This is a genomic window from Paenibacillus sp. NPDC101420 (genome assembly GCF_050277435.1).
Lineage (GTDB): Bacteria > Bacillota > Bacilli > Paenibacillales > Paenibacillaceae > Paenibacillus_AQ.
In genome coordinates this window covers 1-24537 of record NZ_JBNNSE010000013.1, presented here as the reverse complement: position 1 = coordinate 24537, position 24537 = coordinate 1, and the positions used below count along the sequence as shown (strand labels likewise).

Sequence of the window (24537 nt, the reverse complement as noted above, 5' to 3'; positions counted from 1 at the left end):
AGGAAACTATAGTGCCAATCAAAAAGTACAAACCGACCTCTCCGGCAAGACGCCATATGTCTGTGTCTACGTTTGAAGAAATCACAACAAACCAGCCAGAGAAATCGTTGCTTTCTCCGCTGTTCAAACATGCGGGACGCAACAACCAAGGTAAAATTACGGTTCGTCACCATGGCGGCGGACACAAACGTAAATACCGTATTATCGACTTCAAACGGACTAAAGACGGCATACCAGGTAGCGTTGCTACAATCGAGTATGACCCGAACCGTACATCTAATATTGCTTTGATCCACTATGCTGATGGAGAGAAACGTTATATCATCGCTCCTAAAGGCCTAAAAGTTGGGGATAAAGTAGAGTCCGGCCCAACAGCCGACATCAAAATTGGTAACAGCCTTGCACTGGAGAACATCCCAGTGGGTACAGTTATCCACAACATTGAGTTGAAACCAGGTAAAGGCGGACAATTGGTTCGTGCTGCTGGTACAGAAGCTCAATTGCTTGGTAAAGAAGAAAAGTACTGTTCCGTTCGTTTGTCATCCGGTGAGGTTCGTAAGATCCTTAGCGTATGCCGTGCAACTATCGGTTCCGTAGGTAACGAAGATCATGAATTGATCAAAATCGGTAAAGCTGGACGTAGTCGCTGGCTGGGCCGTCGCCCTGAAGTACGCGGTGTAGTAATGAACCCGAACGATCACCCACACGGTGGTGGTGAAGGCCGCGCTCCAATCGGACGTAAATCGCCTATGTCTCCATGGGGTAAACCAACCCTTGGTTACAAAACGCGTAAGAAAAACAAGGCATCTGATAAATATATCGTTCGCCGCCGCACAAAATAAGACGCTTCTGGCAAGTTAATAAAGCGCGAAGCGTCGATTCGCGGTTTGAAGAACCGGATGAAGGGAGGATTCACACATGGGTCGCAGTTTAAAGAAGGGGCCGTTTATCGATGGCTACCTGCTTAAAAAAGTTGAGGAACTGAACGAGGCTGAAAAAAAGGTTGTAGTTAAAACTTGGTCCCGTCGCTCAACCATTTTCCCTCAGTTTATCGGACATACGTTTGGTGTATATGACGGCCGTAAACACGTGCCTGTATACGTAACAGAAGATATGGTAGGTCACAAGTTGGGCGAGTTCGCGCCAACACGTACTTACAAAGGCCACGCGGGTGACGATAAGAAAACAAGAAGATAATAATAAGGTCTCTGTTTGAAAGGAGGTTAAACAATGGAAGCAAAAGCACATGCAAGATCGGTGCGGATTTCCGCTCGTAAAGCGAAACTGGTTGTTGACTTGATTCGTGGTAAGCAAGTGGGGGAAGCAATTGCTATTCTTCGCCACACTCCGAAATCCGCTTCTCCGGTCGTTGAGAAGTTGCTTAATTCGGCAATTGCGAATGCTGAGCATAACTATTCTTTGGACGTGAACAGTTTGTTCGTTAGCGAGGTTTTCGTTAACCAAGGACCTACTATGAAACGTTTCCGTCCGCGCGCCATGGGCCGCGCAAGTCGGATCAATAAACGCACGAGCCACATTACACTGGTGGTATCTGAGAAATAAGGAGGGATAACACGTGGGTCAAAAGGTAAATCCAATCGGACTCCGGATCGGGATCATTCGCGATTGGGAATCTAAATGGTATGCAGGAAAAGATTTCGGTACTCTTCTAATGGAAGACGTCAAAATCCGGGAATACCTTAAAGGTAAGTTGAAGGATTCCGCTGTTTCCCATATCGAGATCGAAAGAGCGGCTAACCGCGTGAACGTTACAATTCACACTGCTAAACCAGGTATGGTTATTGGTAAGGGCGGAGCAGAAGTAGAAGTACTTCGCAGCGCAGTTACAGCAATCGCTGGTGGCAAAAAAGTACACATCAACATCAATGAAATCAAGCACCCTGAATTGGATGCAATTCTTGTAGCTGAGAGCATTGCTCAACAATTGGAACGTCGTGTATCGTTCCGTCGTGCACTCAAACAAGCGATTCAAAGAACAATGCGTTCTGGCGCAAAAGGGATTAAAACTCAAGTAGGCGGACGTCTTGGCGGAGCTGAGATTGCTCGTTCAGAAGGTTATAGCGAAGGAACAGTTCCACTTCATACGCTTCGTGCCGATATCGATTACGGAACGGCTGAAGCACATACAACTTACGGTCTTATCGGCGTAAAAGTATGGATCTACCGTGGAGAAGTTCTTCCCCCAGCTAAGAAACAAGCTGCTCAGGAAGGAGGCAACTAATCATGTTGGTACCAAAACGCGTAAAACACCGCAAGCAACAACGCGGACACATGAAGGGTATGGCAAAGGGTGGTACTGAATTGAACTTCGGCGAATTCGGCCTGGTTGCAATGGAACCATCTTGGATCACTAACCGTCAGATCGAAGCTGCTCGTATCGCAATGACACGTTATATCAAACGTGGCGGTCAAGTTTGGATCAAGATTTTCCCAGATAAGCCTATTACTCAAAAGCCTCTCGAGGTTCGTATGGGTAGTGGTAAAGGTAACGTTGAGAAATGGGTAGCCGTAGTTAAACCGGGCAAGATTATGTTCGAACTCGGAGGCGTGTCGGAAGAAATCGCTCGTGAAGCGATGCGTCTTGCCGCTCACAAGCTGCCTGTAAAGACTAAGTTTGTGAAACGTGAAGAATTGGGTGGTGAAGCAAATGAAAGCTAATGAACTTCGCAACTTAACCACTGCTGAGATTGAACAAAAGATCGCTGGATTCAAAGAGGAACTTTTTAATCTCCGTTTCCAATTGGCAACTGGCCAACTGGACAACCCGACTCGGATTCGTGACGTGCGTAAGGAAATAGCTCGTGCTAAAACCGTAATCCATCAAAGAGTGCTTGGGATTAGTTAAGTGAGACGGATCTCAGATCCGTATTCAGGAAGGAGGCTAACTAATGAGCGAAGAACGTAATGCACGTAAAGTGCTAATCGGTAAAGTGGTCAGTGATAAAATGGATAAAACCATCGTAGTCGCTGTTGAAACCTATAAGAAGCATAACTTGTACCACAAACGCATCAAGTCTACGAAGAAATTCAAAGCACATGATGAGGAAAACGTTGCGAAAATTGGCGATACCGTAAAAGTCATGGAAACTCGTCCGTTGTCCAAGGACAAACGTTGGAGACTAGTTGAAGTGGTTGAAAAAGCGGTTATCATCTAAGATAATCAAAAGAGTTTTTCCGGAAGGAGGAAATTATAATGATTCAACCATTTACACGCTTGCATGTGGCTGACAACTCTGGTGCGAAGGAACTGATGTGTATCCGCGTACTGGGTGGTACTGGACGCCGTACAGCAGCAATCGGTGATTTGATCGTTTGTTCCGTTAAACAAGCAACACCAGGCGGCGTTGTCAAAAAAGGTGATGTTGTTAGAGCGGTAGTTGTTCGTACGAAACGTTCCGTTCGTCGTAAAGATGGATCTTACATCGCATTCGACGAAAATGCAGCTGTTGTTGTTAAAGACGACAGAAGCCCTCGTGGAACACGTATCTTTGGACCAGTTGCTCGCGAACTTCGCGATAAAGACTACATGAAGATCGTTTCCTTGGCACCGGAAGTAATCTAATAAACACGAGCAACAATAAGTTGAAGGTTAGTTATAGGAGGTGTAATAAATGCCTAGAGTGAAAAAAGTTCTGGAATCCCATAACAATAAACTGCACGTGAAGAAAGATGATGTGGTGCTTGTGATTAGTGGTAAAGACAAAGGCAAAAAAGGCCGTGTCATCGCTGCTTATCCTCGTGAAAACCGCGTTCTGGTAGAAGGCGTCAATATGGTGAAAAAACACCAAAAGCCGAACCAGCTGAATCCACAGGGTGGAATTATTGAGCAGGAAGCTTCGATTCATGTGTCCAACGTAATGCACATCGATCCGAAGTCCGGCAAAGTAACACGTATCGGTTACAAAGTATTGGACAACGGTAAAAAAGTTCGGATTGCTAAAAGATCCGGAGAGATTATCGACTAATCTAGCCCTTAAGAAAGGAGGTTAAATCTTCATGGCAGCAAGAATGAAAGAACGTTATCTCAACGAAATAACACCTGCTTTGATGCAGAAGTTTAACTATACAACTGTTATGCAAGTGCCTAAGATCGAGAAGGTTGTCATCAACATGGGTGTGGGTGACGCTGTTCAAAACTCCAAAGTACTTGATGCTGCAGTTAATGACATGCAGTTGATCGCTGGTCAAAAACCAGTAATCACTAAAGCTAAAAAATCCATCGCTGGTTTCAAACTACGCGAAAATATGCCGATTGGGGTTAAAGTAACACTGCGCGGCGAGCGTATGTATTACTTCTTGGACAAATTGTTCAACGTAACGCTTCCACGCGTACGTGACTTCCGTGGTGTTTCCACTAAAGCCTTTGACGGCCGTGGTAACTACACACTTGGTCTTAAAGAACAATTGATCTTCCCCGAGATCGAATATGACAAAGTGGATAAAGTCCGCGGTATGGACATCGTTATTGTAACGACTGCTAAGACGGACGAGGAATCCCGCGAGCTGCTGGGTCAGCTGGGAATGCCTTTCGCAAAATAAAGTCGGTTAATCCATTTTCTCCGAAAATGTTTAGGAGGTGTCAGGCTAAGTGGCAAAAACTTCGATGAAAGTTAAACAACAACGTACGCCTAAGTTTAAAGTACGTGCATATACACGTTGCGAACGTTGTGGTCGTCCACATTCGGTACTGCAAAAGTTCAAAATTTGCAGAATTTGTTTCCGTGAATTAGCTTATAAAGGCCAGATCCCTGGCGTGAAAAAAGCAAGTTGGTAAGAAGTTTATAAACGGGAAGGAGGTTTACACACATGACTATGTCTGATCCTATTGCAGATATGCTTACTCGTATTCGTAACGCTAACATTGTGCGTCACGAAACGGTAGAAATGCCTGCTTCTACTATGAAGAAACAAATCGCTGACATTTTGAAGCGTGAAGGTTTCATCCGCGATGCGGAATTCGTTGAAGATAGCAAACAAGGGATTATCCGTATCTTCTTGAAATACGGCCCTAACCAAGAGCGTGTTATTTCTGGTTTGAAAAGAATCAGTAAACCAGGCCTTCGCGTATACACGAAGAGCAATGAAGTGCCTCGTGTACTCGGTGGTCTAGGAATCGCGATTATCTCCACATCTAAGGGAGTTATGACCGACAAAGAAGCTCGTCAATCAAAATCTGGCGGAGAAGTTGTCTGCTACATTTGGTAATAAACGTCACAAGATAAGGAGGTGCAACACATGTCTCGTATTGGTCGTAAACCAATCGCAGTACCTAGCGGTGTAGATGTCACTTTGGACAACGCCGTTATTACAGTAAAAGGTCCAAAAGGTTCTTTGACTCGTGAGCTTCATAAAGACATGAAGGTTACAGTTGAAAATAACGAAATTACCGTTGTTCGTCCGTCGGATAACAAATTGCATCGTTCACTTCACGGCACAACCCGCTCCGTTGTCAACAACATGGTAGCAGGCGTGACTGAAGGTTTCTCGAAATCTCTGGAATTGGTTGGGGTCGGATATCGTGCAAGCAAATCCGGAGATAAAGTCGTTCTGAACGTTGGTTACTCCCACCCGGTTGAAATTACACCGGAAGCAGGTATTGAGTTTGAAGTTCCTGCGAACACGAAGATCATCGTTAAAGGTATCGATAAAGAACGCGTTGGCGCATATGCTGCTAAAATTCGTTCCGTTCGTGAGCCAGAACCGTATAAAGGTAAAGGTATCAAATATGAAGGCGAGCGTATCATCCGCAAAGAAGGTAAAGCTGGTAAGAAGAAATAACCAGTTTGAACTTAATTGTAAGATACCCCGTGCATCTTAAAGTGAAGCTGTTTACGGCAAACTGAAGGGAGTGAAAGGGAAGTCATGATTACAAAAGAAGATAAAAACAAGGCTCGTCTCAAAAGACACCTGCGTGTTCGTAAGAAGATCCAGGGAACTACTGAGCGTCCACGTTTGAACGTATTCCGTTCTTCAAAACACATCTACGCTCAACTGATCGATGATGTTAAAGGGGTTACTATCGTATCCGCTTCTACACTTGATAAAGAACTGAGCGCTAACATCGGTAATGGCGGCAGCGTTGAAGCTGCAGCGAAAGTTGGCCAATTGGTCGCTGAGCGTGCTAAAGAAAAAGGCTATGCAGTGGTCGTATTCGACCGCGGAGGTTACTTGTACCATGGACGAATTCAAGCATTGGCTGACGCAGCTCGTGAAGCTGGTCTTGAATTCTAGAATAATTCTTAAAAGGAGGTTAACGACTTGCGTGTAGATCCGAACAGTTTAGAACTGACAGAAAGAGTTGTACACATTAACCGTGTAGCAAAAGTTGTAAAAGGCGGACGCCGTTTCAGCTTTAGTGCACTCGTTGTTGTGGGCGATGGCAATGGCTACGTCGGTGCTGGTATCGGTAAAGCCGGCGAAGTTCCGGATGCCATCCGTAAAGGCATTGAAGACGCCAAGAAAAACCTGATTCACATTCCAATCGTAGGAACTTCGATTCCCCATCTCGTTACTGGCCACTTCGGCGCAGGACGCGTGTTGCTGAAACCAGCATCAGAGGGTACTGGCGTTATCGCTGGCGGTCCAGTTCGTGCGGTACTGGAATTGGCAGGCGTTGGCGACATTTTGACAAAATCACTGGGTTCTTCGAATTCCATGAACATGGTCAATGCAACTTTGGAGGGACTTTCCCGTCTGAAACGCATTGAAGAGGTCGCGAAACTTCGCGGCAAATCTGTCGAAGAATTGCGCGGTTAAGGAGGGGAACGTCAATGGCAAAATTGCAAATTACCCTCGTACGTAGTGTAATCGGACGTCCAGAAACACAACGTGTTACTGTTAAGACGCTCGGCCTACGTAAACTCAACACGACAGTGGTTCACAATGACAGTCCTGCAATTCGCGGAATGATCAACAAAGTGAGTCACTTGCTATCTGTAACTGAAATTGAAGGCTAATCGCCTCGTATAAATTAACAAACATAAGGAGGTGCAAACGATGAAGTTACATGAACTTGCTCCAGCTCCTGGTTCCCGCAAAGAACGCAATCGCGTTGGTCGTGGACCAAGTAGCGGAAATGGTAAAACTTCCGGTCGCGGTCACAAAGGTCAAAACTCACGTTCTGGCGGTGGTGTTCGTCCGGGCTTCGAGGGTGGACAAAATCCGCTCTATCGTCGTCTGCCTAAACGTGGTTTCGTCAATCCTACCCGTAAAGAGTATGCGATTGTGAACCTTGAAGATCTGAATAGCTTTGCAGAAGGAACAGAAGTGACTCCGCAGTTGTTGCTTGAAACTGGTGTTGTCAAGAATTCCAAAAGCGGCATTAAGATTCTCGGCAATGGTGAGTTAACCGTTAAATTGACTGTACAAGCAAATAAGTTCTCTCAATCTGCGGTAGAGAAAATCGAGGCTGCCGGCGGTAAAACCGAGGTGATCTAATGTTCAAGACGCTTAAGAATATCTGGCATGTGGAAGATTTGCGCAAAAAGATCCTGTTTACCTTGTTCATTCTGATTATCTACCGTATCGGTTCGTTTGTACCGGTTCCTGGTGTGAACAAAGATGTACTGGAAACAGCAAATCAAAGCGGTGACGCTTTGATGGGACTTTTGAACACCTTCTCGGGCGGAGCGCTCAAAAACTTCTCGATATTTGCGATAAGTATTTATCCGTACATTACAGCATCCATCATCGTGCAATTGCTGTCGATGGATGTTGTTCCTAAGTTTGCTGAATGGGCTAAACAAGGGGAGCACGGTAAAAAACAACTAGCGCAAATCACTCGTTATGGTACTGTGATTTTGGCCCTGATCCAAGGTTTTGCTACGTCGATAGGGTTTAACCGGATTTATGGAACTCAAATGATGCCGAATGCGACATTTGCTGACTACTTACTGGTTGCCATTATCTTGACGGCTGGTACTTCTTTCCTGATGTGGCTTGGTGAACAGATTACCGAAAAGGGAATCGGGAACGGGATTTCGATCCTGATTTTTGCGGGAATCGTCGCCGCCATCCCGGGATATATCACGAGTACGGCTAACTCAAGCTTTATTCAGCCGGATCAAGTGTTCCTGAATATTCTTAAAGTCGTTATTGTGCTGATTGTGATTGTAGCGATTATTACAGCAGTTATCTTCGTACAGCAAGGTATTCGGAAGATTCCTGTTCAATACGCTAAACGCGTAGTCGGCAACAAAATGTACGGTGGACAGAATACGCACATTCCGCTGAAAATTAATGCGGCTGGTGTAATTCCGGTTATCTTCGCCGTATCACTGCTTCAGTTCCCAGTTGTTCTCTCCAGTTTCTGGTCAACACATGCCTGGGCTCAATGGATTGCCAAGTATTTGGCAACTGATGCACCACTTGGTATGCTTCTGTATGTAGTGATGATCATCGGGTTCACGTTCTTCTATACGTTCGTGCAGATGAATCCTCAGCAGATGGCTGATAACATGAAGAAGAATGGTGGTTACATTCCAGGTATCCGTCCTGGTAAAGCTACTGAGAAATATTTGACTAGAGTAATGTCTCGTCTGACTATGTCCGGCGCATTGTTCCTGGCTTTGATCTCTGTATTGCCGATGTTCTTCGGTGCTTTATCTGGATTGCCTAAAGAAGTTCGAATTGGTGGTACTTCACTGCTAATCGTAATCGGTGTGGCATTGGATACTATGAAGCAGATCGAGAGCCAATTGATCAAACGCCATTACAAAGGCTTCATCAATAAATAGGCGATAGGTTCCGGTGAAGCGTAATTTTTTATTCTTCCCGGCACCTATTGTGCTGTTTCTTGCTTGGTGGCGAACTTTTGGGGGGAGAGAGAAATCGTGAACATTTTATTCATGGGCCCTCCTGGGGCAGGCAAGGGAACACAAGCGGCTGAGATCATAAAAGAGTTTGGCATTCCGCATATTTCGACAGGAGATGCTTTCCGTTTGGCAATCAAACAAGAGACTCCAGTAGGATTGAAGGCTAAATCATTTATTGATCAAGGTTTGCTTGTACCAGATGATGTGACCATTGGTATAGTTGAAGAACGGCTGCAGCAGTCCGATTGCGAAAAAGGATTTCTATTGGATGGTTTTCCAAGAACTCTTTCGCAAGCGGAAGCGCTGGATGAAATTCTAAGCCGTTTGAATACTTCTTTGGATCATGTCATCAACTTGAATGTTGACCGTGGACTGTTGATGGCGCGTCTTACTGGACGTCGTATCTGCACAGTTTGCGGAGCATCCTACCATTTAATCTTCAACCCGCCGAAGCAAGATGGCATTTGCGACATTGATGGCGGTGAATTGTATCAACGTCCGGATGACAACGAAGAAAGTGTAGGCAAGCGTCTGGATGAGTATGATAATAAGACAGCGCCGCTGCTTGCGTTTTATGATAATAAAGGTCTTTTGCGTCAGGTAAATGGGGAAAACGAAATCAATGTCGTTTCTTCTGAAATCGTATCTTTATTGCGGGGTTAATGTAATGATCATTTGTAAATCCGAACAGGAACTTGCCTTTATGAGGGAAGCTGGTCGAATTGTTGCCGAGAGTCACCGTCTTATTGCTGAGGCCATTGAGCCTGGCATTACAACGGCCGATCTCGACAGAATCGCCGATCAATACATTCGCAGTCAAGGTGCTGTGCCGTCTTTCAAAGGCTACAACGGTTTTCCTGCCAGCATTTGCGCTTCAGTCAACGAACAATTAGTGCATGGATTTCCAGGTAAACGCAAACTGATCGAAGGCGATATTGTAACGCTGGATATCGGTGCAGAGTACCGCGGTTATCACGGTGATTCCGCCTGGACCTACGGTGTGGGCAGCATTTCCGAAGAGGCTCAGCGTTTGCTGGACGTTACGGAAGGCTCCTTGTACGCGGGACTGGCGTTAGTTAAGCCGGATGTGCGCTTGTTTACAATCTCCCATGCTATCCAGCAATACATCGAAGAGGCTGGTTTCTCAGTCGTACGTGAGTATGTTGGTCATGGTATTGGGGCAAAACTGCATGAAGAACCGCAAATTCCGAATTATGGCATAGCGGACCGCGGACCACGTCTGAAACCGGGTATGGTACTCGCGATTGAGCCGATGGTAAACGTAGGAAAGAGACATGTCAGAACGCTGGAAGATAACTGGACTGTCGTTACGGTGGATGGCTCCCTATGTGCTCACTTTGAGCATACAGTAGCAGTTACTCCGGACGGCATGGAAATTTTCACAAAACTGAATGCGTAGGTGATCTCCACTTGAATACTGTGAGCAGCCCGCAGGTTGGTCAATTAGTGAGAATTCTCAAAGGCAAAGATGCCGGAGAGGCAGCCGTTGTTATCGCAGTTGTTGATAGCAGATTTGTATACATTGCAGATGGAGACAAACGTAAGTTTGATGGGCCAAAGAAGAAGAATATTCTTCATCTTGAGCTCATACCCTTCATCAGCAGTGAGGTTGTGAACAGTTTGGAAGAAACTGGGCGGGTAACAAACGGAAAGCTGCGTTTCGCAGTGACGAAGTATGCTGGCCCAACCGGAATAAGTGCTTATGAGAAAGGAGACTAACTGTGGCTAAGGAAGATGTCATTGAAGTAGAAGGTACTGTCCTTGAACCGTTGCCAAATGCAACGTTTAAGGTTGAGCTTGAGAACGGTCATCAAATACTTGCCCATGTATCCGGTAAATTGCGGATGCACTTTATCCGTATTTTGACCGGAGACAAAGTGGTCGTGCAGTTATCGCCTTATGATTTATCAAAAGGTCGTATAACTTACCGTAAATAGATGGGAACTACGAAAAAAGTTTTGCTTCGCAAAACTTTGAGGAGGTAATTAACATGAAGGTAAGACCTTCTGTAAAGCCCATTTGCGAGAAATGTAAAGTAATCCGCCGCAAAGGGACTGTTATGGTGATTTGCGAAAATCCGAAACACAAACAAAAACAAGGTTAAGAAGGGGGTGTAGCGTAAAATGGCTCGTATAGCTGGAGTGGATTTGCCACGTGACAAACGCGTTGAGATCGCCTTGACTTATATTTTCGGAATCGGTAAAACGACTTCTCAGAAAATTCTTAATGAAACAGGCATTAGCGCTAATACACGTGTCCGTGATTTGACGGAAGATGAAGTCAGCAAACTGCGTGAAACGATCGACAAAACGGTTAAGGTTGAAGGTGACCTGCGTCGTGAAATTTCCTTGAATATTAAACGTCTTACTGAGATCGGCTGTTACCGCGGTGTTCGTCACCGTCGTGGATTGCCTGTTCGCGGTCAACGTACTAAAACCAATGCCCGTACCCGGAAAGGCCCGCGTCGTACGGTAGCAAACAAGAAGAAATAATAAGGGGGGATAAGAGACAATGGCTAAACCGAAAAAAGTCGTACGTACCAAACGTCGCGACCGTAAAAATATCGAATCCGGCGTGGCACATATTCGTTCCACGTTCAATAACACCATCGTTACCATCACAGATCCTCACGGAAATGCAATTTCCTGGGCAAGCTCCGGCGGCCAAGGATTTAAAGGTTCCCGTAAGTCGACTCCATTCGCAGCGCAAATGGCAGCTGAATCAGCAGCTAAAGCAGCTATGGAGCACGGCATGAAGTCGGTTGAGGTTATGGTTAAAGGACCGGGCGCGGGCCGCGAAGCAGCCATCCGTTCCCTTCAAGCTGCAGGGCTTGAAGTTAACCTTATTAAAGACGTAACTCCGGTTCCTCACAATGGATGCCGTCCGCCGAAACGTCGTCGCGTATAGTGAAATCAGTATTGTAAATGTGGTATAATTCTGACGCATCTGCTAATAATAGGTGTTTAGGCATACTACATGATGCACCTGATGGGGTGACAGTTTCATATAGGAGCGACGTTGAAGGAGGGGTAAACTCGTGATAGAAATCGAAAAGCCGAAGATTGAGACCGTAGAAGCTAATGATGAAGGTACCTATGGGAAATTCGTAGTTGAACCGTTGGAACGTGGGTATGGCACGACTCTGGGGAATTCACTTCGCCGGATATTGCTTTCTTCGCTTCCAGGAGCCGCAGTGACTTCGGTCCAAATTGACGGCGTTCTGCATGAGTTCTCGACCGTTCCAGGCGTAATGGAAGATGTGACGGAGATCATTCTGAACCTTAAAGCCTTGTCCCTGAAGATTCATTCAGACGAGGAAAAAGTGTTTGAGATTGATGCCGAAGGGGAAGGCATCGTTACCGCAGGTGATATCCGTGCGGACAGCGATGTTGAGATCCTCAACCCGGATCTTCACATTGCAACGCTGGGACCTGGTGCGAGACTTCACATGCGTATTTTTGCAGGCCGTGGTCGCGGCTACGTCCAAGCGGACCGGAACAAACGCGACGATCAGCCAATTGGCGTTATCCCGGTTGACTCCATCTACACTCCTATTTCACGCGTTAACTACGGCATAGACAATACACGTGTTGGTCAAGTGACCAACTACGACAAATTGACGCTTGAAATTTGGACAGATGGCAGTATTAGACCGGAAGAGGCTGTAAGCCTCGGAGCCAAAATTTTGAACGAGCACCTCGTATTGTTCGTAGGTCTTACGGACGAAGCGAAAGACGCCGAAATTATGGTTGAAAAAGAAGAAGACAAAAAAGAAAAAGTGCTAGAGATGACAATCGAAGAGCTTGATCTTTCTGTCCGCTCCTACAACTGCCTCAAACGTGCTGGTATTAATACCGTACAAGAGCTTACCACGAAGACTGAAGAAGATATGATGAAGGTGCGTAACCTTGGTCGTAAATCTTTGGAAGAAGTTCAGGAGAAGCTTGAGGAACTTGGTTTGGGACTACGTACAGAAGAATAACTACAGATTGTTACAGTAAAGGAGGGAAAACACATGGCATACCAAAAATTGGGCCGTGATTCCAGTGCGCGTAAAGCGTTATTTCGCGACATGGTAACGGATCTATTTTTATACGAGCGCATCCAAACAACGGAAGCTAAAGCGAAAGAAGTTCGTTCTATCGCTGAAAAGTTGATCACTAAAGCTAAAAAAGGCGATCTTCATGCTCGTCGTCAAGTAGCTGCATTTGTTCGCCGCGAGACTGTTGATGGTGAACAAGATGCAATTCAAAAATTGTTCTCTGACATCGCTCCTCGTTACACAGAGCGTCCAGGTGGATACACTCGTATCCTGAAACTCGGACCTCGTCGTGGGGACGCTGCGCCTATGGTTTATCTTGAATTGGTAGACCGCGCGTAGTATCACAAGTATTGATTTCCGATGCTTCCCTTTCATCCGGCCCTCTTTGGAGTAAAGATGGGGGAAATATCAGCGTTATTGTGCTGCAGAGGCGCAAGACTCTGCTGTACTAATAACCGTGGGAATCACCTTGGTTCAATTGAAGGAGCTCCCGCAGGGGCTCTTTTTTTTGAAAAAATGGAGTGAAGTGTTAATGGATGCCGTCCTTCTAGGGACGGCAAAACCATTTCTTCCTCTTGAATAAGATCAGACAGTGCTTCGATCGACGTTTCTGCTGAACGGTTTAAAAAGGAGAACGGAATGCGTAATCTATTGATGAAGGTCAATTATGACGGAACAAATTATGATGGCTTTCAGACCCAGCCTCAGGGCAATACGATTCAAGATCGGCTGGAGCAAGCGATACTCCATCTGACAGGTGAGGAGCTTAAGATTACTGCTTCTGGTCGCACAGATGCCGGAGTACACGCCTACGGTCAGCCTTTTAACTTTACGACCTCCTCTCGAATCCCACTTGAACGTTGGTGTCTGGCGCTTAATGCCCGGCTGCCACAAGATATCGTGGTTACTGAGGCTAGGGAAGTACCGCTGACGTTTCACTCTCGTAGAGGAGCTAAGCGTAAAACTTACCGATACACGATTAACGGCAACAGGTTTCCAGACCCGTTTCAACGGCGCTGGCAGCTTCATCATCCGGTGAGGTTGGACATTCCTGCGATGCAGCAAGGCTTAACGCATATTTTAGGGACACATGACTTCACTTCGTTTGCTTCACGGAAGTCTACTAAGGCCTCTCATGTACGAACGATCTTTGAAGCTCATATGGAAGTAGACCGCAGCATGTGCCGACCCTCTTCATTAGATCAGGGAGTGATCCAAACTTATATAACGGGTAGTGGATTTCTTCAGCATATGGTTCGCATTATTATGGGGACTTTGATCCATGTGGGGGAAGGTAAAATAGATGCTGATCATGTTGCTGAGATATTGGCGGCATGTGATCGTTCTGCTGCTGGTCCAACAGCTATGGCCAAGGGGTTGGCTTTGTGGAGTGTAGAATATGACGAGACTGAAAGTGAATCTTTTTTTCTATAAATTTCTTCCTGAATAATAGGCTGAATGTTTAAAAATCACTTGCACTTGTTATGTTTATACTGTAATATAAAAGTTGTGTTTTCTTGATGGCTATCCCACAGCCCCGATCAAGGAAATGCCAAAAAAATGCTTTGCTTAACTCACATAATTGTAATTCAATGAGAAACAAGATATACGAAACAGAAGATTTTCGTACGAGAACAAGGAGGAAACATTCATGCGTACCACCTATATGGCGAAGCCGAACGAAGTTGAACGCAATTGGCACATTATTGATGCCGAAGGCAAGACACTCGGTCGTTTGGCCAGCGAAGCCGCTGCTTTGATCCGTGGCAAACACAAACCGCAATTCACTCCACACGTTGATACAGGAGATTTCGTTATCGTAATCAACGCTGAGAAGATTCACTTGACCGGTAAGAAATTGCAAAACAAGAAATACTACCGTCACTCGATGCACCCAGGTGGCTTGAAAGTTACTAATGCTGAAACTTTGCTGAATACTAAACCAGAACGCGTAATTGAATTCGCTGTTCATGGTATGATTCCTAAGACTCGTCAAGGGGACCACATGAAGCTGAGATTGAAAGTATATGCAGGCGCCGAGCATCCACATGCAGCACAAAAACCTGAAGTTTACGAACTTCGCGGATAAGAATAGAGGAGGACAGTTTCATGGCACAAGTACAATACTATGGGACAGGTCGTCGTAAACATTCGGTAGCACGTGTTCGCCTTGTACCGGGTGAAGGACGCATTGTCATTAACAAACGTGAGATGGACGAATATTTCGGTGTGGAAACACTGAAAATGATCGTAAAACAACCTTTGAACCTGACTGAAACACTAGGCAACTACGATGTAATCGTTCTTGCACATGGTGGCGGCATTTCCGGTCAAGCTGGAGCAATTCGTCACGGTATCTCCCGTGCATTGCTTAAAGTTGACCCTGAATATCGCGGTGCGCTTAAGAAAGCCGGCTTCCTGACTCGTGACCCACGTATGAAGGAACGTAAGAAATACGGCTTGAAGGCTGCACGTCGTGCGCCTCAGTTCTCGAAACGTTAATATTTATCAAGAATTCAACCCTTGGCCTTTATGGTCGAGGGTTTTATTTTTTTCAGCAGCCCCTTTCGAACAAGAAATGGGCTTTTTTTGCATTCATTTACTAATTCTGAGGGTTGAAACTCATTGACTTCCTCAGTAAAAGTTATATACTATTTCATATAGAAATAGTTGGTTTTATTACTTCTTTTACCTCATTTATTCATACGATTAATATTTTGGATGGAGGAATACCTTAATGAACCTGCTCGAGAAAGAAGATTTGATCAGAATAAAGGCCGAAGAATTAGAGAGTGCTTCACCCGAGGATATTATCCGCTGGGCTGTAGAAACATTTCCTAACATTACTTTTGCCTGCAGCTTTGGTGCCGAAGATGTAGTGCTTGTTGATATGCTTCACAAAGTTAGTCCATCTACTGATGTCTTTTATCTCGATACAGATTATCATTTTAAGGAAACCTACGAAACCAGAGATTTGATGGCAGACAAATACGGATTAGAGTTTGTACGAGTGTCTCCGCAACTCACCACGCAGGAGCAAGCACTTCAATACGGTGATGCGCTATGGACGGTTGACCCAAATCAATGCTGTGGTATTCGTAAAGTTGAACCATTGACTCGTATATTATCTCAATATGAGGCATGGATTACTGGAATTCGTCGCGATCAAGCGCCTACCCGTGCAAATTCTAAAAAGGTCGAGTATGATTATAAATTTGGTTTAGTGAAGTTTAATCCTATTGCGGATTGGACGTCAGAAGATGTATGGAACTATATTCGTGAAAATGACGTAATCTATAACCCTCTACATGACCGTAACTATCCAAGTATTGGCTGTGAGCAATGTACACGTCAGGTTATGCCAGGTGAAGATCCGCGTGCTGGTCGTTGGTCTGGATCAGAGAAGACAGAGTGCGGATTGCACAAGTAAGACATATCCCTGTGGGAACATAGAAGGAGAGACTAAGATGACTTCAATACGTCCGCATGGCGGAACTTTGGTTAACCGTGTAGTAGAGGGTACTGAAAGAGAAGAATTGCTAAATCTCGCGCGTGATAGTAAGGTAATTGCCTTAAATACCTGGACTTTATCCGATTTGGATCTTATAGCTGTAGGAGCATTTTCGCCACTGACAGGCTTTTTAAATGAGCAAGACTATCATTCAGTAGTAAAAAACATGCGATTAGCAGATGGCACAGTATGGAGTATTCCAATAACACTGGCTGTAGAAGATGATGTGGCTGCCGGTTTATCAATTGGGGATAAAGTTTCTCTAATCGGTGAAGAGGACGGAGAGATTTACGGATTATTGGATATTGAGAGTATATATACTGTTGATCAAACGATTGAAGCACAAAATGTCTTCAAAACAACAGACCCTGAACATCCAGGTGTGAGCAAGCTGTTGGCTCGCCCTGCAACTTATGTTGGAGGACCCATTACAGTCTTGAACCGCCCACAGCCAGAGAAGTTCGGTGAATTTTATTTTGATCCTGCGGATACGCGGAAGATATTTGCTGAAAAGGGCTGGAGAACGGTTGTAGGCTTCCAAACACGCAATCCGGTCCATCGAGCTCACGAGTACATTCAAAAGTGCGCTATGGAGGTTGTAGACGCTCTATTCCTAAATCCGCTTGTGGGTGAGACGAAGTCAGATGATGTACCGGCAAATGTACGGATGAAGAGCTATCTGGCGCTTTTGGAGAACTATTATCCTGAGGATCGTACCTTCCTTGGTGTTTTTCCGGCGGCAATGCGTTATGCAGGCCCTAGAGAAGCAATTTTCCATGCAATGGTTCGCAAAAATTACGGCTGTACCCATTTCATCGTCGGTCGTGACCATGCTGGGGTAGGTGATTATTATGGCACTTATGAAGCACAGGAAATTTTCTCGAATTTTAGTGCTGAAGAACTTGACATTACTCCATTATTTTTTGAACATAGCTTCTTCTGTAAAAAATGCGGTAATATGGCATCCAGTAAAACTTGCCCTCATCCTAGTGATGATCACATGACATTGTCGGGTACGAAGGTACGTGCTTTGCTCCGTGATGGCCAATGTCCTCCGCCAGAATTTACACGGCCTGAGGTTGCGCAGATTCTGATTGAAGGTATGACTCAAGAAGTTACAGCTTAATCATTAACAGCTAGTACTATTTGACCTTCTTGTCCCATATAGATGAGTATTATCTATCGGGACGAGGGGGTCTTTGTTATGTCTGGCCGAAAGCAGAGTAAAGTCTCGGTCTGGATTTCATGGAGCAGTATCAAAAAAAGTATGCTTGGCGTGATGCTGCTAGCTATAATGATTGGAATTATCGCGTATGACATGCCTACCGCTAAAACACTAAATTATTGGAGTCTGCCCTTGTCAGGAAAAGTTATTGCTCTCGATGCGGGGCATGGTGGAGCTGATGGAGGAGCGGTTAGCCGGGAAGGGCTAATTGAGAAAGATATTAATCTCGCGGTATCGCTTTATTTGCGTGATTATCTGCAGCAGGCAGGTGCTATTGTAGTAATGACTCGTGAAGGTGATTATGATTTGGCTCAGGAAGGTACTAAGGGCTATTCTAAGCGTAAGACAGAAGATCTTAAACAAAGAGTAAGAAGTATCGAAGAAAAAGGCGCAGACCTTTTTATAAGCGTTCACATGAACAGTGTCCCTTCCAATCGTTGGAGTGGAGCACAGACCTTTTACTACCCCAATCACAAGGATAATAAAGCTATAGCGGAGTTTGTGCAGAGTGAGCTGAAGACTACGCTGGAGAATACGGATCGTGTGGCTAAGACAGTGAATACTGTTTATCTGTTAAAAGCATTGAAAATACCAGCGGTACTTGTAGAAGTTGGCTTCTTATCACATCCTCAGGAATCTTCTCTACTTGGAAATGATGTCTATCAGCGTAAGGTTGCGACTAGCATTTATCGGGGGATTCTTCGGTATGCCTCCGAGTAGTCAGGACTACTCATGGGGAGACAGGTAATGCTATAATAGACAAAAACTCCGGAGAATTTCTCAACCGGAAAGGAAACAGAGGTGCTTCCCATGCTGACTAAGGAACAAATTCAGGAAATACTGCAGCCATTAACAGACTCTGAAACTGGAAAAAGCCTTGTGGAACTACAGCTGATCCGTGACATTATGATTAAAGAAGACCGTATTTCTTTATCTATCATATGTCTGAATCCTGAAGAGCAAAGTCGCATGGATCTAGAACAACAGGTTCGTGAATTGCTTGAAGCGGGTGGGGTTTCTAATGTACATATCCGGCTTCGTGATGCAACCGATTATGAACGTGCTTTACTTCGCGGAGAGAGCTTAGAGGATTTCGATGAACCTGGGAAACTTAAAGGACATGCAGCTGGCCTTGATGACCATGAATTAATTAGCGAGAGCTCTGGCGTGAACTTTATCGCCGTGGCCAGCGGCAAAGGTGGAGTTGGTAAGTCAACCGTAACGGTGAATTTGGCCGTAGCCCTTGCAAGAAAAGGGAAAAAAGTTGGTCTTATCGATGCTGATATTTATGGTTTCAGTATTCCCGATATGATGGGGATCGAAGAGGGACCAGTTGTAGAAGAAGGAACGATTATTCCTGTGGAACGTTTTGGAGTGAAGGTCATGTCTATGGGCTTCTTTATTCGTGAGAATAGTCCAGTTATTTGGCGGGGACCTATGCTGGGTAAAATGCTTCGCCAGTTCTTCAATGATGTTGGTTGGGGTGAACTTGATTATATGCTGCTTGATCTTCCCCCAGGTACTGGTGATGTGGCACTTGACGTGCATCAGATGCTGCCTCACAGCAAAGAGATTATAGTTACGACACCTCACGCTACCGCAGCGTTTGTGGCGGCTAGAGCGGGCTCTATGGCTCTACAGACAGATCATGAGATTATTGGAGTCATTGAGAATATGGCTTATTATGAGTGCACTGACTGTGGTAAGAAAGATTATATCTTTGGCAGAGGAGGAGGAGCGAGGCTTGCCGAGACGCTTCATACGGAGCTGCTTGCACAAATACCGCTAGGTGCACCGGACAACCATATTTCCGAACCGGATTTCTCACCTTCTGTATACAAAGAAGAGACACCATCAGGACAATTATTTGCAGAAATTGCTGATAAACTTATTGCCAAATATGAGCACTAACTCTTGTGCATAAAAAAGAGGCCTTCCCACACGTATTAGTGGGATAAGGCCTTTTTTTTAAGAACTTGAATCATCGCCGCTGCCGCCGCCACTGCTTTCCTGTTTGTCGCCACCTTCGCTACCCTTTTCTTTTTTCTCTTTTGGTTCAAGTTCTTCTTGTACGACTTTTTTAAGTAAATTCAATACTTCCATGCGAAATAATGGAGTTTGCATGGATTCCTGCATGGTCTTCATGGATTGTTTACGGTAATCAGGTGTTTTAGTGAGATTTAAAAACATTGTCATCATTTCTGGAGACTTCATAATTTCTTCGACTGATTTCTGATAAGTGGGATCCTTAATTAGCTGTAGGTGTAGTTCCTTGCTTTGTGATTGAATGGCTTTAGCAAAATCGCCCGCGAATTTGGGATCAGTCATTATCTTCTCGATTTCCTTCTGATATTCCGGTGCAGTGAGAGTATTTTTAACAGCGAGCTTGATCTCCTCTGTTGTTTGAAGTGGCATCATCTTCATGCTCATTCCACTGGTACCGCTAGAGCTGGAGCTTGATAATGATTCCTCAACCGCTTTTTTACCCTCATCGCTTTTCAATATATCTAAAACCATGGTCTTCGTTTCTTTATAACTGCCTTGTCCGGAAGAAGAACTGCTCTGCTCACTTCCGCAAGCCGTTAAGGCCATAACAAAGCTCAATGCCAAACCCACAGATTCGATAAATCTCCATTTCATTGGCGCTGCCCTCCTTTATAGGATTCTCTAGATGTATTATGCCGAATTAGATCACATTTATGTTGTGGGTGTAATGGTGTTTTGTCGGTATCCTTGGTAAAATAAATCTGACAAGAGGAGGTGAATTGGCTGAGTATAAAAAAATGGTTTCATTTATTTTGGACTACCCTCCTTATAGGAGCGGGTGGGGCTGTAATCGCTGGTCTGGCACTGCAATTCGTAAATGGTAAGATTGATTTCAAAAGTGTCGGGGATTTCTTTTTATACCCGCTGATTCTGCTTGGCTACGGTATGCTTGTAAGCGTTTATTCGCAACTTGGTTTTTTTGCCTATTTGATTTTGAATTATATGGGCAACGGCGTTTTTCCACAAAAGGTTTGGAAATACATACAACTAGTGCTTTCTGTGCTCGCATTGCTTGAACTGATTTTTTTGCGTACCGTCGTTGGTGGAGAAAGAAATGTTATGTCTGATCTAATATTAGGAATCGTTATTTTGCTAGCAGCTATTATTGTGTCTTATTTCAAAGTAAAAAGTACAAACATCTCAGCTTTGATTCCAACCCTCTTTTTTATGACAGCTATTTCAATTGTGGAAGTTATTGGCGTGCTCCGTATAGGTGTTGATAGTGCAACGGTATTTATTGTTGTTCCGCTTATCGCTTGTAATGCATTCCAAATTTTGATGCTACACCGTATTCTGAAGCCGGCAGCCGGATAATGAATGGGGAAGGCACTAAACAAAGAACCCCGTGCTCTGATCTCAGAAGACGGGGTTTTTTGCTCTAACTGTATCTTAACGATTAAAATCTGATTGTAGAGGTTAATCTTAAAGAACGATACGCTCACAAAACTAAGCGTATGCTTTCGAAGTGAGTTTTGTACGAAGCGTTCCTATGATGCATATGCTTTACAAAACTTAGTAGATGCTTCCGAAGTGAGTTTTGTACGAAGTAACACAAGTGTAGTAACGCTCACAAAACTTTTAGGAGGGGAATATATGGACATCAAGCGCTATATGATAAAAGACACAAAAGAAATCCGGCTTAACAAGCTGGATCCGGACGACACAGGTGTTTTTAAATCCAAAAAAGAAGTAGAAGCCAAAACAGAAGAGCTTAAAGCACGTTTGGCAGAGCTCCAAGATATTTTGTTTGCTCAGAAAAAGCATTCGCTGCTTGTTATTCTGCAAGGAATGGATTCCAGCGGTAAGGATGGCACGGTTAAGCATATTTTTTCAGGCATTAATCCACAAGGGTTTATAGTGACCAGCTTCAAGAAACCATCTCTAGAGGAAGAGGCTCATGATTTTCTATGGAGGGTTCATCAGAAGACACCCCCTAAGGGATATATCTCTGCATTTAACCGCTCGCATTATGAAGATGTATTGGTACCACGGGTACACGGAGGGTTAAAAAAGGATGACTTGAAGCGTCGCTTTCGTTACATACGGCAGTTCGAGGAAATGCTGGTGGAAGAGGGGACGACAATTATCAAGCTTTTTCTGCATATTTCTAAAGAGAAGCAGCTGAAGAAGATTAAGGAACGGCTTGAAGATCCCAAAAAACATTGGAAATTCGATGCAAGTGATCTCCAGGAGCGGGAGTATTGGGATGATTACCAAGAAGCATATGAAGATGTTTTCAAGGAATCTAGCATAGATAAAGCACCCTGGTACTGGATACCCGCCAATCATCAATGGTACCGCAACTATTTGACCTTATCCATCGTTGTAAAGACACTGGAGAGTCTGGATCTGAGCTATCCGAAGCTGAATACCCCCACACCTGACATATCGGAACTCATTTCTCCACGTCATTAATCCTTTGGACAGATCAACATCCATTACGGCACCAGAGATTGAATGTGTTTTTACAGCCCAGCTGCGTCCTCAATGGCATTACTCAGTGAAGCTGAGTCGCGGACTTCTTTACCTTCGGTGTTGCTTTGACTAATCAGCTCAGAGACGGTAACGAATTCATAACCTTGTCTGCGGAGCTCGTCGATAATGAGTGGAAGTGCTTCATGTGTTTGTTTACAGGAATCACTGGCATGTAGAAGGACGATATCACCTGGATGCGCTTTTGTCGTTACACGCTTCACGATATTGTCTACGCCGATGTTCTTCCAGTCCAGGGAGTCTGTATCCCATTGAATGACCTTGTAGCCGAGATCGCTGGCAACCTGAAGGACTCTTTTGTCAAAATCACCATTAGGCATACGAATCAAATTGGGTTCAGTGCCGGTTAATTCGGTAAGTACGGTGTGAGCCGTTGAGATCTGTGTACGAATTTCTTCGTTGCTTAGTGTGCTGTAATTGACATGTTTATGACCATGACTTCCAATTTCAAAACCTGCATTCTTAATGTTAGTTACAATGTCTGGGTGAGTCTTACTCCATGGAGACGATAGGAAGAAGGTGGCTTTGTCCACTTTCTTGTCTTCAAGTACCTTCAAAATTGGTTCGGGTCTTTTCTCCCCCCAGCTAATATCGAAGGTCAGGGCAATCAGCTTCTTCTCTGTTGGTACACTGTAGATCGCGGAAGGTCCGGATTCAGAAAAAACGGTTATGTTTCCCCTCTCGACATAGACAACTCCAGCAGCAAGAAGCACAGCGGCGAAGATATAGATGAATCGTTTAATCTTTTTGCCGCTGAATACATAAAAAGAATTCATAATGACAGCGCTCCTCTCCCATGCGAAATGCTTGTTTGTTCTAAATGTATGCTCGTACCGCAAGGTTATGACCTAAGAAACAGAGATCACAATTTCAGGAGGGTATTTATGTTGTCGTTCTTCACGTTTATTAAAGATCTAAAAACGATCCGGAAGGCTTTATTGCTATCCTGTCTGCTCTTCGCAGTAGGAGCGGTTATAGGGTGGGTAGCTACTAGCAGTCTGGAAAAGCTATTGGTTCAGCAATTAGAGGGGCTCAGTGAAATCAGTGGCAACCTTAGAGATTCTTCTAATCCGCAATGGAGCTTCTTTGTATTTATATTTTTGAATAACAGCATCAAGGGTGTTCTTATCATATTTTTAGGAGCGTTGTTCGGTATACTGCCAGCCATATTCTTATTTATTAACGGAGCGGTTATCGGCTATCTGATTCATTTATCAGCACTGCAAGGACAGGATTTATTCGAACTAATAGTAAAAGGACTGCTGCCACATGGGATTATAGAGATTCCAGCAATCATTATTGCTTGTGCATTTGGACTTCAGTTCGGCGGGAAAGTAGTTGCAAGTCTGTTTAGCTCATCCACTAAAAAAGTGAACAGAGGTGTTGAGTGGTCTTCGTTCATGCGTCAAACACTTACGGCATCTATTTGGACAATAATCCTGTTATTTGTTGCAGCCATCATTGAAAGCACAATAACTTTTTCTCTTTTATCATAAAACTTCCGAGAATGGAGCATAACATTAAAGCTATTCATCCAAGGATTGCCTAAAGGTCAGAAGTATATAATCGTGACGAAACCATAAAGGGAATTTTTAATAATTATGGTTATAAAAAGAGTACTCCGGTTAATCTAGTGTAAGAGGATCTTAAGGCAGCTTTCTCCATGAGATGGACTAACTAATTATGTACAAGGGGTTTTTGGTTTTAGTGAATGTGTTACTTGCAACTTCATGAAGGAGGCCAAGCATATGTTGGGAATGTTGTTCAACGAAAAAGAATGCAAGGAACTGGATTATGTTTTGCGGAAAGAACTTGATGAGATGCTGTTAGATTTGAGCGATCAGCGCTTGGACCAAAATATCAGGCATGCCATCGCCAATAGATATAAGACTGTATTTCGTATGTATGCTCGTTTTGCTCCTCAGAAAGAGCTTTCCAAGTATGCGTGGGGTGGACGTTCTTCTCAGTATAAACACTAAGGATAAGCGGTAAATGCAAGAGTCTTATATGAATTTAAGATTTTTTAATAAAATAGCTTGACTAAAAAGGAGTGCTCGTGATAAATTATATCTCGCGCTCCTTTTGCTTGTGTAAAAGGGAAGCGGAAGGCAAGAAAAGTTGAAAAAAACTTTTTCAAAAAAAAGACTTGCCAAACAACGAAACACTGTGATATATTATAAAGGTCGCCGCTGACAAACAACGACGACGAAATGAGAGACATTGATCTTTGAAAACTGAACAACGAGTGAGTGGGAAATCACGAAAGTGATATCCAAAATTAGAGAATTAATTTTCTCGTCAGATGTTTCAAAATGAGCATATCGCTCTTTTCAATACTAATTGGAGAGTTTGATCCTGGCTCAGG

Annotated in this window: 40 protein-coding genes; 38 read left to right on the top strand and 2 right to left on the bottom strand. The window is 44.3% G+C overall.

The features are described 5' to 3' along the window. Nucleotides 1-11: 11 nt before the first annotated feature. The 34 genes from rplB (at nt 12) to ACQKMP_RS29525 (ending at nt 19544) form a co-directional block, all read left to right on the top strand. Nucleotides 12-842: a 50S ribosomal protein L2 gene (gene rplB, locus ACQKMP_RS29690; RefSeq protein ID WP_042192171.1), complete on the top strand. Its 831-nt coding sequence runs from the start codon at nt 12-14 to the stop codon at nt 840-842. A 76-nt stretch (nt 843-918) separates the two neighbouring features. Beyond that, nucleotides 919-1197, top strand: a complete 279-nt coding sequence (rpsS, locus tag ACQKMP_RS29685; protein ID WP_036652940.1) for a 30S ribosomal protein S19 — start codon at nt 919-921, stop codon at nt 1195-1197. A gap of 33 nt (nt 1198-1230) precedes the next feature. After that, nucleotides 1231-1563 (top strand): 50S ribosomal protein L22, encoded by a 333-nt coding sequence (gene rplV / locus ACQKMP_RS29680; RefSeq protein WP_036680546.1) that lies wholly within the window; start codon nt 1231-1233, stop codon nt 1561-1563. A 13-nt stretch (nt 1564-1576) separates the two neighbouring features. Beyond that, complete coding sequence (gene rpsC / locus ACQKMP_RS29675) at nt 1577-2242, top strand: 30S ribosomal protein S3 (RefSeq protein WP_042192169.1); 666 nt, start codon at nt 1577-1579, stop codon at nt 2240-2242. 2 nt (nt 2243-2244) lie between these two features. After that, nucleotides 2245-2679, top strand: a complete 435-nt coding sequence (rplP, locus tag ACQKMP_RS29670; RefSeq protein WP_042131224.1) for a 50S ribosomal protein L16 — start codon at nt 2245-2247, stop codon at nt 2677-2679. After that, complete coding sequence (gene rpmC, locus ACQKMP_RS29665; protein ID WP_019908232.1) at nt 2669-2866, top strand: 50S ribosomal protein L29; 198 nt, start codon at nt 2669-2671, stop codon at nt 2864-2866. Before rplP ends, rpmC begins: the two co-directional genes overlap by 11 nt. A 43-nt stretch (nt 2867-2909) precedes the next feature. Continuing rightward, complete coding sequence (rpsQ, locus tag ACQKMP_RS29660; RefSeq protein WP_042131223.1) at nt 2910-3176, top strand: 30S ribosomal protein S17; 267 nt, start codon at nt 2910-2912, stop codon at nt 3174-3176. 38 nt (nt 3177-3214) lie between these two features. Continuing rightward, nucleotides 3215-3583, top strand: a complete 369-nt coding sequence (gene rplN, locus ACQKMP_RS29655) for a 50S ribosomal protein L14 (RefSeq protein WP_036680556.1) — start codon at nt 3215-3217, stop codon at nt 3581-3583. 49 nt (nt 3584-3632) lie between these two features. Then, complete coding sequence (gene rplX / locus ACQKMP_RS29650) at nt 3633-3986, top strand: 50S ribosomal protein L24 (RefSeq protein WP_076286851.1); 354 nt, start codon at nt 3633-3635, stop codon at nt 3984-3986. A gap of 31 nt (nt 3987-4017) precedes the next feature. After that, nucleotides 4018-4560, top strand: a complete 543-nt coding sequence (gene rplE / locus ACQKMP_RS29645; RefSeq protein ID WP_042131222.1) for a 50S ribosomal protein L5 — start codon at nt 4018-4020, stop codon at nt 4558-4560. 49 nt (nt 4561-4609) lie between these two features. Beyond that, the gene (locus ACQKMP_RS29640; protein ID WP_013312154.1) at nt 4610-4795 is read left to right on the top strand and encodes a type Z 30S ribosomal protein S14; all 186 of its coding nucleotides are present in this window, start codon (nt 4610-4612) and stop codon (nt 4793-4795) included. A gap of 32 nt (nt 4796-4827) precedes the next feature. Then, nucleotides 4828-5226 (top strand): 30S ribosomal protein S8, encoded by a 399-nt coding sequence (rpsH, locus tag ACQKMP_RS29635; protein WP_036680560.1) that lies wholly within the window; start codon nt 4828-4830, stop codon nt 5224-5226. A gap of 30 nt (nt 5227-5256) precedes the next feature. Continuing rightward, nucleotides 5257-5799: a 50S ribosomal protein L6 gene (gene rplF, locus ACQKMP_RS29630; RefSeq protein WP_042192166.1), complete on the top strand. Its 543-nt coding sequence runs from the start codon at nt 5257-5259 to the stop codon at nt 5797-5799. A gap of 84 nt (nt 5800-5883) precedes the next feature. After that, nucleotides 5884-6252, top strand: a complete 369-nt coding sequence (rplR, locus tag ACQKMP_RS29625) for a 50S ribosomal protein L18 (RefSeq protein WP_042131220.1) — start codon at nt 5884-5886, stop codon at nt 6250-6252. 27 nt (nt 6253-6279) lie between these two features. Beyond that, nucleotides 6280-6777: a 30S ribosomal protein S5 gene (gene rpsE / locus ACQKMP_RS29620; protein WP_036652980.1), complete on the top strand. Its 498-nt coding sequence runs from the start codon at nt 6280-6282 to the stop codon at nt 6775-6777. 14 nt (nt 6778-6791) lie between these two features. Next, entirely contained in the window at nt 6792-6977 is a 186-nt protein-coding gene (gene rpmD / locus ACQKMP_RS29615) for a 50S ribosomal protein L30 (protein WP_036680567.1), read from the top strand. A gap of 40 nt (nt 6978-7017) precedes the next feature. After that, nucleotides 7018-7458, top strand: a complete 441-nt coding sequence (rplO, locus tag ACQKMP_RS29610) for a 50S ribosomal protein L15 (protein WP_036680569.1) — start codon at nt 7018-7020, stop codon at nt 7456-7458. Then, entirely contained in the window at nt 7458-8756 is a 1299-nt protein-coding gene (secY, locus tag ACQKMP_RS29605) for a preprotein translocase subunit SecY (protein ID WP_042131218.1), read from the top strand. Before rplO ends, secY begins: the two co-directional genes overlap by 1 nt. 96 nt (nt 8757-8852) lie before the next feature. Then, the gene (locus ACQKMP_RS29600; protein WP_042131217.1) at nt 8853-9497 is read left to right on the top strand and encodes an adenylate kinase; all 645 of its coding nucleotides are present in this window, start codon (nt 8853-8855) and stop codon (nt 9495-9497) included. A gap of 4 nt (nt 9498-9501) precedes the next feature. Continuing rightward, entirely contained in the window at nt 9502-10254 is a 753-nt protein-coding gene (gene map / locus ACQKMP_RS29595; protein WP_427472442.1) for a type I methionyl aminopeptidase, read from the top strand. Nucleotides 10255-10265: 11 nt separating this feature from the next. Then, on the top strand, nt 10266-10574 hold the full coding sequence (locus ACQKMP_RS29590) for a KOW domain-containing RNA-binding protein (protein WP_076300964.1): 309 nt from the start codon (nt 10266-10268) through the stop codon (nt 10572-10574). A gap of 2 nt (nt 10575-10576) precedes the next feature. Continuing rightward, entirely contained in the window at nt 10577-10792 is a 216-nt protein-coding gene (gene infA / locus ACQKMP_RS29585; RefSeq protein WP_036652996.1) for a translation initiation factor IF-1, read from the top strand. Nucleotides 10793-10845: 53 nt separating this feature from the next. Further along, nucleotides 10846-10959 (top strand): 50S ribosomal protein L36, encoded by a 114-nt coding sequence (gene rpmJ, locus ACQKMP_RS29580; protein WP_003322638.1) that lies wholly within the window; start codon nt 10846-10848, stop codon nt 10957-10959. Between the two features lie 19 nt (nt 10960-10978). Further along, nucleotides 10979-11347: a 30S ribosomal protein S13 gene (rpsM, locus tag ACQKMP_RS29575; protein ID WP_036680583.1), complete on the top strand. Its 369-nt coding sequence runs from the start codon at nt 10979-10981 to the stop codon at nt 11345-11347. Nucleotides 11348-11366: 19 nt separating this feature from the next. After that, entirely contained in the window at nt 11367-11762 is a 396-nt protein-coding gene (gene rpsK, locus ACQKMP_RS29570) for a 30S ribosomal protein S11 (protein ID WP_019908251.1), read from the top strand. Nucleotides 11763-11892: 130 nt separating this feature from the next. Further along, nucleotides 11893-12837: a DNA-directed RNA polymerase subunit alpha gene (locus ACQKMP_RS29565; RefSeq protein WP_036680585.1), complete on the top strand. Its 945-nt coding sequence runs from the start codon at nt 11893-11895 to the stop codon at nt 12835-12837. 33 nt (nt 12838-12870) lie between these two features. Then, entirely contained in the window at nt 12871-13236 is a 366-nt protein-coding gene (gene rplQ, locus ACQKMP_RS29560) for a 50S ribosomal protein L17 (RefSeq protein WP_019908254.1), read from the top strand. 300 nt (nt 13237-13536) lie between these two features. Beyond that, entirely contained in the window at nt 13537-14331 is a 795-nt protein-coding gene (gene truA / locus ACQKMP_RS29555) for a tRNA pseudouridine(38-40) synthase TruA (protein WP_341146517.1), read from the top strand. Between the two features lie 217 nt (nt 14332-14548). Continuing rightward, nucleotides 14549-14986 carry a 50S ribosomal protein L13 gene (rplM, locus tag ACQKMP_RS29550; protein ID WP_036680589.1) on the top strand — a complete coding sequence of 146 codons (438 nt, stop codon included), beginning with the start codon at nt 14549-14551 and terminating at the stop codon, nt 14984-14986. A gap of 20 nt (nt 14987-15006) precedes the next feature. Beyond that, complete coding sequence (rpsI, locus tag ACQKMP_RS29545; RefSeq protein WP_025706574.1) at nt 15007-15399, top strand: 30S ribosomal protein S9; 393 nt, start codon at nt 15007-15009, stop codon at nt 15397-15399. Nucleotides 15400-15634: 235 nt separating this feature from the next. Continuing rightward, on the top strand, nt 15635-16327 hold the full coding sequence (locus tag ACQKMP_RS29540) for a phosphoadenylyl-sulfate reductase (protein WP_341051518.1): 693 nt from the start codon (nt 15635-15637) through the stop codon (nt 16325-16327). A 37-nt stretch (nt 16328-16364) separates the two neighbouring features. After that, nucleotides 16365-17534 (top strand): sulfate adenylyltransferase, encoded by a 1170-nt coding sequence (sat, locus tag ACQKMP_RS29535; RefSeq protein ID WP_427472437.1) that lies wholly within the window; start codon nt 16365-16367, stop codon nt 17532-17534. Nucleotides 17535-17612: 78 nt separating this feature from the next. Beyond that, nucleotides 17613-18353, top strand: coding sequence for an N-acetylmuramoyl-L-alanine amidase CwlD (gene cwlD / locus ACQKMP_RS29530; RefSeq protein ID WP_427472435.1), 741 nt, complete (start codon nt 17613-17615; stop codon nt 18351-18353). 90 nt (nt 18354-18443) lie between these two features. Continuing rightward, nucleotides 18444-19544, top strand: a complete 1101-nt coding sequence (locus ACQKMP_RS29525; protein WP_427472433.1) for an Mrp/NBP35 family ATP-binding protein — start codon at nt 18444-18446, stop codon at nt 19542-19544. Nucleotides 19545-19601: 57 nt separating this feature from the next. Here ACQKMP_RS29525 and gerD read toward each other — a convergent pair whose 3' ends face one another. Then, nucleotides 19602-20273: a spore germination lipoprotein GerD gene (gerD, locus tag ACQKMP_RS29520; RefSeq protein ID WP_427472431.1), complete on the bottom strand. Its 672-nt coding sequence runs from the start codon at nt 20271-20273 to the stop codon at nt 19602-19604. A 129-nt stretch (nt 20274-20402) separates the two neighbouring features. Between gerD and ACQKMP_RS29515 the strand changes: the two genes are divergently transcribed. Next, nucleotides 20403-20993 (top strand): KinB-signaling pathway activation protein, encoded by a 591-nt coding sequence (locus tag ACQKMP_RS29515; protein WP_042132517.1) that lies wholly within the window; start codon nt 20403-20405, stop codon nt 20991-20993. Between the two features lie 279 nt (nt 20994-21272). Continuing rightward, entirely contained in the window at nt 21273-22094 is an 822-nt protein-coding gene (locus ACQKMP_RS29510; RefSeq protein ID WP_042192144.1) for a PPK2 family polyphosphate kinase, read from the top strand. Between the two features lie 50 nt (nt 22095-22144). Here ACQKMP_RS29510 and pdaB read toward each other — a convergent pair whose 3' ends face one another. Continuing rightward, entirely contained in the window at nt 22145-22948 is an 804-nt protein-coding gene (gene pdaB / locus ACQKMP_RS29505) for a polysaccharide deacetylase family sporulation protein PdaB (protein ID WP_042192142.1), read from the bottom strand. 108 nt (nt 22949-23056) lie between these two features. On the opposite strand from pdaB, the gene ACQKMP_RS29500 reads away from it, so the two are divergent. Together ACQKMP_RS29500 and ACQKMP_RS29495 are read left to right on the top strand one after the other, a co-directional pair. After that, nucleotides 23057-23668, top strand: a complete 612-nt coding sequence (locus ACQKMP_RS29500) for a stage II sporulation protein M (RefSeq protein ID WP_042192138.1) — start codon at nt 23057-23059, stop codon at nt 23666-23668. Nucleotides 23669-23920: 252 nt separating this feature from the next. After that, entirely contained in the window at nt 23921-24151 is a 231-nt protein-coding gene (locus ACQKMP_RS29495) for a hypothetical protein (RefSeq protein ID WP_036680631.1), read from the top strand. Nucleotides 24152-24537 lie beyond the last annotated feature (386 nt).

Coding starts and splice junctions, on each gene's coding strand:
- rpsS (WP_036652940.1), top strand. CDS start 919: ATGGGTCGCAGTTTAAAGAAGGGGCCGTTTATCGATGGCTACCTGCTT.
- rplV (WP_036680546.1), top strand. CDS start 1,231: ATGGAAGCAAAAGCACATGCAAGATCGGTGCGGATTTCCGCTCGTAAA.
- rplP (WP_042131224.1), top strand. CDS start 2,245: ATGTTGGTACCAAAACGCGTAAAACACCGCAAGCAACAACGCGGACAC.
- rpmC (WP_019908232.1), top strand. CDS start 2,669: ATGAAAGCTAATGAACTTCGCAACTTAACCACTGCTGAGATTGAACAA.
- rpsQ (WP_042131223.1), top strand. CDS start 2,910: ATGAGCGAAGAACGTAATGCACGTAAAGTGCTAATCGGTAAAGTGGTC.
- rplN (WP_036680556.1), top strand. CDS start 3,215: ATGATTCAACCATTTACACGCTTGCATGTGGCTGACAACTCTGGTGCG.
- rplX (WP_076286851.1), top strand. CDS start 3,633: ATGCCTAGAGTGAAAAAAGTTCTGGAATCCCATAACAATAAACTGCAC.
- rplE (WP_042131222.1), top strand. CDS start 4,018: ATGGCAGCAAGAATGAAAGAACGTTATCTCAACGAAATAACACCTGCT.
- rpsH (WP_036680560.1), top strand. CDS start 4,828: ATGACTATGTCTGATCCTATTGCAGATATGCTTACTCGTATTCGTAAC.
- rplF (WP_042192166.1), top strand. CDS start 5,257: ATGTCTCGTATTGGTCGTAAACCAATCGCAGTACCTAGCGGTGTAGAT.
- rplR (WP_042131220.1), top strand. CDS start 5,884: ATGATTACAAAAGAAGATAAAAACAAGGCTCGTCTCAAAAGACACCTG.
- rpmD (WP_036680567.1), top strand. CDS start 6,792: ATGGCAAAATTGCAAATTACCCTCGTACGTAGTGTAATCGGACGTCCA.
- rplO (WP_036680569.1), top strand. CDS start 7,018: ATGAAGTTACATGAACTTGCTCCAGCTCCTGGTTCCCGCAAAGAACGC.
- secY (WP_042131218.1), top strand. CDS start 7,458: ATGTTCAAGACGCTTAAGAATATCTGGCATGTGGAAGATTTGCGCAAA.
- map (WP_427472442.1), top strand. CDS start 9,502: ATGATCATTTGTAAATCCGAACAGGAACTTGCCTTTATGAGGGAAGCT.
- rpmJ (WP_003322638.1), top strand. CDS start 10,846: ATGAAGGTAAGACCTTCTGTAAAGCCCATTTGCGAGAAATGTAAAGTA.
- rpsM (WP_036680583.1), top strand. CDS start 10,979: ATGGCTCGTATAGCTGGAGTGGATTTGCCACGTGACAAACGCGTTGAG.
- rpsK (WP_019908251.1), top strand. CDS start 11,367: ATGGCTAAACCGAAAAAAGTCGTACGTACCAAACGTCGCGACCGTAAA.
- rplQ (WP_019908254.1), top strand. CDS start 12,871: ATGGCATACCAAAAATTGGGCCGTGATTCCAGTGCGCGTAAAGCGTTA.
- truA (WP_341146517.1), top strand. CDS start 13,537: ATGCGTAATCTATTGATGAAGGTCAATTATGACGGAACAAATTATGAT.
- rplM (WP_036680589.1), top strand. CDS start 14,549: ATGCGTACCACCTATATGGCGAAGCCGAACGAAGTTGAACGCAATTGG.
- rpsI (WP_025706574.1), top strand. CDS start 15,007: ATGGCACAAGTACAATACTATGGGACAGGTCGTCGTAAACATTCGGTA.
- ACQKMP_RS29540 (WP_341051518.1), top strand. CDS start 15,635: ATGAACCTGCTCGAGAAAGAAGATTTGATCAGAATAAAGGCCGAAGAA.
- sat (WP_427472437.1), top strand. CDS start 16,365: ATGACTTCAATACGTCCGCATGGCGGAACTTTGGTTAACCGTGTAGTA.
- cwlD (WP_427472435.1), top strand. CDS start 17,613: ATGTCTGGCCGAAAGCAGAGTAAAGTCTCGGTCTGGATTTCATGGAGC.
- ACQKMP_RS29525 (WP_427472433.1), top strand. CDS start 18,444: ATGCTGACTAAGGAACAAATTCAGGAAATACTGCAGCCATTAACAGAC.
- gerD (WP_427472431.1), bottom strand. CDS start 20,273: ATGAAATGGAGATTTATCGAATCTGTGGGTTTGGCATTGAGCTTTGTT.
- ACQKMP_RS29510 (WP_042192144.1), top strand. CDS start 21,273: ATGGACATCAAGCGCTATATGATAAAAGACACAAAAGAAATCCGGCTT.
- pdaB (WP_042192142.1), bottom strand. CDS start 22,948: ATGAATTCTTTTTATGTATTCAGCGGCAAAAAGATTAAACGATTCATC.
- ACQKMP_RS29500 (WP_042192138.1), top strand. CDS start 23,057: ATGTTGTCGTTCTTCACGTTTATTAAAGATCTAAAAACGATCCGGAAG.
- ACQKMP_RS29495 (WP_036680631.1), top strand. CDS start 23,921: ATGTTGGGAATGTTGTTCAACGAAAAAGAATGCAAGGAACTGGATTAT.